The organism is Labilibaculum sp. (genome assembly GCF_041595635.1).
In the GTDB taxonomy this organism is placed as follows: domain Bacteria; phylum Bacteroidota; class Bacteroidia; order Bacteroidales; family Marinifilaceae; genus Labilibaculum.
The window spans coordinates 1-7,918 of record NZ_JBFHJW010000101.1 but is presented as its reverse complement, the minus strand read 5'-3'; the positions used below and the strand labels follow the sequence as shown (position 1 = coordinate 7,918).

At 35.5% G+C, this 7,918-nt stretch carries 8 protein-coding genes and 1 rRNA gene; 7 read left to right on the top strand and 2 right to left on the bottom strand.

Annotation, left to right across the window (positions count from 1 at the left end; all coding sequences use genetic code 11):
• Positions 1-98, top strand: a 5S ribosomal RNA gene (rrf, locus tag ABYT26_RS17075); the annotation flags it as partial.
• Between the two features lie 76 nt (positions 99-174).
• Here rrf and kdsB read toward each other — a convergent pair.
• Both kdsB and ABYT26_RS17065 read right to left on the bottom strand, forming a co-directional pair.
• Positions 175-924 carry a 3-deoxy-manno-octulosonate cytidylyltransferase gene (kdsB, locus tag ABYT26_RS17070; protein ID WP_372756137.1) on the bottom strand — a complete coding sequence of 250 codons (750 nt, stop codon included), beginning with the start codon at positions 922-924 and terminating at the stop codon, positions 175-177.
• A 20-nt stretch (positions 925-944) separates the two neighbouring features.
• Positions 945-2,114, bottom strand: coding sequence for an ATP-binding protein (locus ABYT26_RS17065; RefSeq protein WP_372756135.1), 1,170 nt, complete (start codon positions 2,112-2,114; stop codon positions 945-947).
• A gap of 198 nt (positions 2,115-2,312) precedes the next feature.
• Here ABYT26_RS17065 and ABYT26_RS17060 point away from each other — a divergent pair, with 198 nt between their 5' ends.
• From ABYT26_RS17060 to groL, 6 genes are all read left to right on the top strand, one after another.
• Positions 2,313-3,554: a sigma-54 interaction domain-containing protein gene (locus ABYT26_RS17060; protein ID WP_372756134.1), complete on the top strand. Its 1,242-nt coding sequence runs from the start codon at positions 2,313-2,315 to the stop codon at positions 3,552-3,554.
• 30 nt (positions 3,555-3,584) lie between these two features.
• Positions 3,585-4,097, top strand: coding sequence for an LptE family protein (locus ABYT26_RS17055; protein ID WP_372756132.1), 513 nt, complete (start codon positions 3,585-3,587; stop codon positions 4,095-4,097).
• 3 nt (positions 4,098-4,100) lie between these two features.
• On the top strand, positions 4,101-5,180 hold the full coding sequence (locus ABYT26_RS17050; RefSeq protein ID WP_372756130.1) for a hypothetical protein: 1,080 nt from the start codon (positions 4,101-4,103) through the stop codon (positions 5,178-5,180).
• 6 nt (positions 5,181-5,186) lie between these two features.
• A complete protein-coding gene (secG, locus tag ABYT26_RS17045) occupies positions 5,187-5,543 on the top strand; it encodes a preprotein translocase subunit SecG (RefSeq protein WP_372756128.1) in 357 nt (118 codons plus the stop codon).
• 258 nt (positions 5,544-5,801) lie between these two features.
• Positions 5,802-6,080 (top strand): co-chaperone GroES, encoded by a 279-nt coding sequence (gene groES / locus ABYT26_RS17040; protein ID WP_372756126.1) that lies wholly within the window; start codon positions 5,802-5,804, stop codon positions 6,078-6,080.
• A 32-nt stretch (positions 6,081-6,112) separates the two neighbouring features.
• Positions 6,113-7,744 (top strand): chaperonin GroEL, encoded by a 1,632-nt coding sequence (gene groL / locus ABYT26_RS17035; RefSeq protein ID WP_372756124.1) that lies wholly within the window; start codon positions 6,113-6,115, stop codon positions 7,742-7,744.
• Positions 7,745-7,918: the final 174 nt, after the last annotated feature.

Below are 7,918 nucleotides of genomic sequence, written 5' to 3'. Positions count from 1 at the left end.
GCAACGGGGTTCCACCTCTTCCCATTCCGAACAGAGAAGTTAAGCCCGTTAGCGCCGATGGTACTGCAGAGATGTGGGAGAGTAGGTCGATGCCAACCTTTAAAAGAGTCTTATTCCTTGTGGAGTGAGACTCTTTTTTTTGCGGTAAAATTGAAACAAGACAAAAAAATGGAACTATAATAGTCCCATTTCTTGTACTCTTTTTAAATCATCTGGGGTATCAATACCAATTGATTCGTGTTTTGTTATTTCTGTCTGTATCCAATATCCATTTTCGAGCCACCGAAGTTGCTCTAACGATTCAGATAGCTCTAATTTGCTTTGTTCTAATTGAGTTACTTTTAGCAAGGATTTGTAGCGATAGGCATACATTCCAATATGTTTGAAAAATGTATTTTGTTTTAACCAGTTTTCCTGGTCTTCTCCGCGAAGGAAAGGAATCGGTGAACGACTAAAGTACAAAGCTCTTCCATTTATATTCGTTACAACTTTTACTTTATTCGGATCAAAAATTTCATTTTGATGAGTGATTTCTTTGATAAGAGTTGCTATTTCGGTTAATGGATTAGAAAAGCAAGTCATTAACGAATTAATTTGTTCGGGTTGAATAAATGGTTCGTCACCTTGAATGTTAATAACAACATCGAAATTAAGATTTAATTCCTGACTTATAATCTTAGCAGCTTCGGCAATTCGATCCGTTCCGCTCTGATGCTTTGGTGAAGTCATGATTACCTTGCCTCCAAAGTTTTTAACCGCTTCTTCAATTCTGCTATCATCAGTAGCAACATATACGTGATCGAGTGCTTTTAGTGCTTGTTCATATACTTTTTGAATCATTGGTTTGCCGTTAATATCGGCTAGTGGTTTCCCCGGAAATCTTGTTGAAGCAAATCTTGCGGGAATAATAGCTAAGAATTTCATTCTTGTTTATTTTGCGTGTTTTAATCTACCGGCAAAGTAAACAAAAATTCAGAACCTTCTCCTAATTTACTGCGCGCCATTATTTCACCACCATGTTTGTTTACTATTTTTTTTGCTATTGTCAATCCTAAGCCTGTACTGCTTTCGTTTGCAGTGGTTTTTGCACTCGTTGTTCCAAATGCCGAGAAAAGCTTTTTCAATTCCTTATCGGGAATACCTACTCCTTGATCCTTAACGGATATGTGAATATTAGATTCTTTTTCTATGATGCTTAGGCTAATTACTGTGTTAGGATTGGAGTATTTAATGGCATTGCTAAGTAAATTGTGTAGCACCTGCTCTATTTTATTTCTATCCAAGCTTATGGGACTAATGGCTGTGCTCACTATAAATTTAATTTCTATATTCTTTTTTTTTGCAAAAATCTTATTGATCTTTATTGTTTTTGCTATTATTTCCTGGATATTTGACTGTTTTTTGTCGAGATTTAATTTTCCCAACTCAATTTTAGAGATGTCTAGTAACTCATTGATTAAGTTGAGAGAAAACTGGCTGCTTTCTTTGATTAGTTCTAGAAACTCCATTTTTTCATCATCAGAAATTTCACTCGATGATTCTAATAGTATGTCGGAAAATGATTTTATAGCTCCAATTGGATTTCGAAGGTCATGTGCTGCAATCCCTAGAAATTTAGATTTTTGATCATTAAGGATACGAAGTGTTTCATTTTGTTCTTGTAGTTTATTTCTGCTATTCTCTAATTCAGTATGATCATCAACAATTACAAGAATATATTCATCACCATAATAAGTAATATGCCTTGTAGAATATAAGAAATGTTTGGTTACTTTTTGGGTATCAGAGTAAAAATCACGGGAGAGTTTTCTTTTGTAGGTAGGTACTTTTTCTGACATGGTTTGCAAAATATCGGAACGAAGCATGCATTTTTTACAGTAGGATGTCTCTCCACATAGAGAATTTGCTTCTACTGCAAACTCACAACCTATAACATTGCCACATAAATTACCTACAACTTGGTTTTCTCCTTTTTTAAAAAGATGAGAAAAGGATTCATTCATGTTTTTAATACGAGCATCTTTATCAAGAATAAATAGTGCTGATGTAATATTCTCGAATAGAATATTTAGGAATTCATTTGATTCCTTTAAATTTTGGAGTTGTAGCACCATTTATGTTCTATTTAATGTATCTGGTCTATTCACTCGAATATTACGTGACTTCTATAAAAAGGATACCTAATATTAACAATCTTTATAGATATTAATTATTAATAATTTCTTATAAATTTTAAAAAGTAGTAATTTTGTCAGGTAGCATGAAATTTTTTCATGCTGTACTTTTTGATACTAATCAAATTAGATTTTTGGATGGATATACAAACAATAAAGCATCGTTTTTCAATTATTGGAAATGCTTATTCTTTAAATCGATCGCTTGATATTGCTATTCAAGTGGCACCTACTGATTTATCTGTGTTAATTACAGGAGAGAGTGGAACAGGTAAAGAGGTATTTCCGCAAATCATACATCAATTTAGTTCTCGAAAACATGCTCCTTACATTGCCGTAAATTGCGGTGCAATCCCCGAAGGTACTATTGATTCAGAATTGTTTGGGCATGAAAAAGGTGCCTTTACAGGAGCCTTATCCGATCGGAAAGGATATTTTGAAGTGGCCAATAATGGAACCATATTTTTAGATGAAATAGGTGAACTTCCCTTATCAACACAAGTTCGATTATTAAGGGTTCTGGAAACTGGGGAGTTTATAAAAGTAGGTTCATCTAAGGTTTTAAAATCGGATGTAAGGGTGGTTGCTGCTACCAATTTAAATATCACAAAAGCTGTGAAGGAAGGCAAATTTCGTGAGGATTTGTATTATCGATTAAATACGGTACCTATTACAATGCCACCACTTCGTGAACGAAAGGATGATATCCATTTGCTTTTTCGTAAATTCGCTCAGGATTTTGCCGAAAAATACCGAATGCCTCCCTTGCGATTAGATGCTACAGCTCAACAGATGCTAGAATCTTACCGTTGGCCGGGAAATATTCGCCAGCTGAAAAATGTTACTGAGCAAGTTTCTATTATCGAAAAAGAAAGGCAAATAAGTGCAGATATTTTAAAAGTTTACCTGCCATTGAATGATGAGCATCGCTTGCCGGCTATTTATTCTGATAGTTCAAAAAAAGATCAGGCATTTTCATCCGAAAGAGAAATTCTATACAAAGTTCTTTTTGATATGAAAAAGGACATGACAGATTTAAAAAAATTAGTCTTTGAATTGATGCAGTCAAGTGGTGATTCATCTTTGCTGCAAAAAGACAATGCTGTTTTGATCAGAAAATTGTACGAGGAACAGGAGGTCGATATTCTAGAGCATCACGCCTCCCCAAAATCAGCATCAAATATTTCTTCTTCTAAAGAATCTGAAATACAGGATACAGAGGTTTTTGTAGAAGAATCCTTATCACTCGAAGAAAAGGAGGTTGAGTTGATTAAAAAAGCTTTGGAGAAACACAGCGGAAAACGCAAATATGCTGCTCGGGATTTGGGAATATCGGAGCGTACACTTTATCGTAAAATCAAGGAATACGATATCAACTAATATTCATAATTTATTGTTACTTTCGAACGTATGAAATTATTAAAAATTATCTCTTTAAGTTTATTGTTTGTCTTTACGGTGATGGCATGTAGGGTTTCTTACTCTTTTACAGGAGGAACACTTTCTGCCGATGTAAAGACTTTTTCAGTACAAAGTTTTCCCAATAGGGCATCTTTGGTAAATCCAGATTTAAGTAATGATTTTGCCGAAGATTTGAAGGAGAAATTTCGTAGCAAGACAACTTTAGACGAAATTGTAGGAGGTGAAGGTCACCTCAATTTTGAGGGAGAAATAACCGGATATCAAACCAAAGCTATCGACGTTACCTCAGATGATATTTCGGCTACAAACCGTTTAACGATTACTATAAAAGTACGTTTCACTAACGAAATTGAGCCTGATAATGATTTTGATAAGAGTTTTTCTGCATACAGTGATTTTGATAGTACTAGTCAGTTAAGTGATGTAGAAGATGAATTGGTGGAAGAGATATTAGAGGATATTATTGATGATATTTATAATGCCGCAGTTGTAAATTGGTAAAAAATGGAGCAAAGTTTATTGCAGGATTGGATTCGGGATTCGGAAAAAATGGATAGAAACAGTTACCGGGAATTGAAAAACCTGATTGGTCAGTATCCTTATTTTCAGACGGCTCATTTACTTTTGCTGAAAAATTTGCATGATAACCAAAGCATCCGTTTTAAAGAGGAATTGAAAAATTCCGCTTTAAATATTTCCGATCGGCGTCAACTTTTTTTACTGATTCAGAATCAGATAAAAATAAAATCACGTTTGGATGGTTCTGAAAAGGGAATACATTTAGTGCAAACTTCCCAGGTAATTCCTAGTGAAGAAGGATTGGAGATTATTGCAGAGACAAATCAAGAGTTAATTCCTACCAAAAATAAGAATGAAGAGAATACAGTGCTCGATTCAGAAGAAAATGGAAGCACAGAATTGTTCCATTTAGCGGATGAATTAGAGCTTTCAGATACAAATCTTTCTGTCGAGAAGTCATCAGCCCAGGTAACTGAAAATTTGCAACCTGCCAATGATGAAATTCTTGAATTAAGCGATCAGAAAGAAAAGAACGATGGGGGTGGACAGGAAAAAGAAGACTCAGAATCTAAAAAATCTGCGAGTGAATCTGATTTGTTAGTGGCAGCTACAGAGGTTTATCACATCGGTTTTGGAGGCAATTTATATACTTTGACTGATGAGCCTGATAAAACAGATTCTAAACCTGATAAAGAAAAAAATCAGTCTTTTTCTGATTGGATGCATGTGGTGGATAAGAGTGATGATTCCAATTCACATAAAAAAGAGGTTTCGTCCAATAAAAAAGTTAAAAAAGGAATCGATTTAATTGATAATTTTATCCAAAACGAACCTCGAATCCGTAGAGATATTAAAGTCGCTGATAAACAAGAAGATATTTCATTGGGAAGTTTGGACGAAAAAGATGGCTTTATGAGTGAAACTTTAGCCTTTATCTACGTGAAACAGAAACTGTTTGATAAGGCAATAGCGGTTTATGACAAATTAGTGTTGAAAAATCCCGAAAAAAAAGCTTACTTTGCGAGTCAGATTGAAAGAATAGAAAATTTAAAAAACAGTAAATAAATAAGTATGTATACCTTTGTTTTAGTATTGATCTTTATTGTTTGTGTACTTTTAGTGTTAATCGTATTAGTACAGAACTCAAAAGGAGGAGGATTAGCTTCAAACTTTTCTGCCTCAAATCAAATTATGGGAGTCAAGAAAACAACCGATTTTCTTGAAAAAGCTACCTGGGTTTTGGCCGGAAGTTTATTATTTCTTTGTCTTGCCGCAGCAATGACTATTGATCGTGGTGAGGTAGATGGTGAGAAATCTCAAATTGAGCAGCAATTGAATGAAACAGAAACTGCTCCACAGATTCCTACTTTCCCAACCGAAGCTCCTGCAACTAATGCTTCTGAAACAAAATCAGATACAGCACAGTAAAAATTTATAGATCTTAATAAGATAGAGAAATGTCAGTATGTCATAACATGCTGACATTTTTTTGCTCCACTATCAGGCTGTATTTCAGCGCATTTAGCCTTTATGGGGCGACATTTCAAAATGTTTTCTCCTTATTTGTTAGTCATAATTTGACAATAAATCAGGATCTCGGAAAAAATGTCAAAGAAACTCATTTGGCATAGATTATGAAAGAGGACATGGCGTAAAATGAATATAATAACTTTAAATATTTTTAAAATGGTAGAGTTAAAAGGTAAAATTCTTGCAGGAAAAATTTTGGTTCAAGTAATACCAGCTGTTGAAAAAACTGCTAGTGGAATCATTATTCCAGATGCTGCAAAAGAAAAACCAATGCAAGGCAAAGTAGTATTGGTTGGCTCCGACAAAAAGGACGAAGCAATGGAAATAAAAGTTGGAGATACTGTATTTTATGGCAAATATTCAGGGACAGAGTTAGCTATTGATGGAGATGACTATCTTTTAATGTCTCAAGCAGATGTTTTGTACATTGCATAAGTAAGGAAACAAAATTTCAAAAATACTAAGAAATGGCTAAAGAAATAAAATTTAATATAGAAGCTCGCGACCTCTTGAAAAAAGGTGTTGATGAGTTAGCAAATGCGGTTAAAGTAACCTTAGGTCCTAAAGGACGAAATGTAGTAATTGATCGTAAGTTTGGAGCGCCACAAATTACTAAGGATGGTGTTTCGGTAGCTAAAGAAATCGAATTAGAAGATCCTGCTGCTAATATGGGAGCTCAAATGGTGAAAGAAGTAGCCTCTAAAACTGGTGATGATGCTGGTGATGGGACTACAACGGCTACTGTTTTGGCGCAATCAATTGTTAATGTTGGATTGAAAAATGTGACCGCTGGTGCAAACCCAATGGATTTAAAGCGAGGAATTGATATCGCTGTTGAGGCTGTTGTTGCAAATATTAAAGATCAAGCTCAGGAAGTTGGAGATAACTTCGATAAAATTAAGCAGGTTGCTAAAATTTCCGCCAATAACGATGAGACAATTGGTGCTTTGATAGCAGAAGCGATGGAAAAGGTGAAAAAAGAAGGTGTAATTACTGTTGAAGAAGCAAAAGGAACCGAAACTTACGTGAAGGTAGTGGAAGGTATGCAATTTGATCGTGGATACATTTCTCCTTACTTTATTACCGATGCCGACAAAATGGAAGCTGATCTGGAAAATCCATTTATTTTATTGTACGATAAGAAAATTTCTACAATGAAAGAATTGATGCCAGTTCTTGAACCAGCTGCTCAAGCAGGTCGTCCGTTGATGATTATTGCGGAAGATGTGGAAGGTGAAGCTTTGGCTACTTTGGTTGTGAATCGCTTACGAGGATCATTAAAAGTTGCTGCTGTTAAAGCTCCAGGTTTTGGCGATAGAAGAAAAGAAATGTTGGAAGACATTGCCATTTTAACAGGTGGTGTTGTTATTTCAGAAGAAAAAGGAATGAAACTGGAGCAAGCAACCCTAGAAATGCTTGGTCAGTCTGAAAAAATTACTATCGATAAAGAAAATACGACCATTGTAAATGGAAATGGTGCTAAAGATGGTATTTCTGCTCGTGTGGTTCAAATTAAAACTTTAATTGAGAACTCTACATCCGATTACGATAAAGAAAAACTTCAAGAAAGATTAGCCAAATTGGCTGGTGGTGTAGCTGTTCTTTATGTAGGAGCTGCCTCTGAAGTTGAGATGAAGGAGAAGAAAGATCGTGTTGATGATGCATTGAGTGCTACTCGTGCTGCTGTGGAAGAAGGAATTGTTCCTGGTGGAGGAGTTGCTTACATTCGTGCAATTGCTGCTCTTGAAAACCTTAAAGGTGAAAATGAAGATGAGACAACAGGAATTGAAATCATTAAACGTGCTATTGAAGAGCCATTGCGTCAGATTGTTGGAAATGCAGGTGGCGAAGGCGCAGTTGTTGTGGATAAAGTGAGAGCTGGGAAAGGTGATTTTGGTTACAATGCTCGTTCTGGTGAGTATCAGAACCTATTCGAAACAGGAGTTATCGATCCTGCTAAAGTTTCTCGTGTAGCGCTAGAAAATGCAGCTTCAATTGCTGGAATGTTTTTAACTACCGAGTGTGTTTTGATTGATATTAAAGAAGAAGCTGCTCCTGCTATGCCGCCAATGGGTGGTGGAATGCCAGGAATGATGTAAGCTTACTAAATGCCATAAAAAAAGCTGTCCTATAGACACTGTCCCGCAAAGTGTGTAAGTGATATTTCCAGGGTTAGACTTTAGTTAAGTCTGACCCTTTCTTCAAATATAGCTAAAAACTGATTGAGTATCACTCCCCAGTTTTGGATCGGCATCGTCCATTTTATGGTCGCT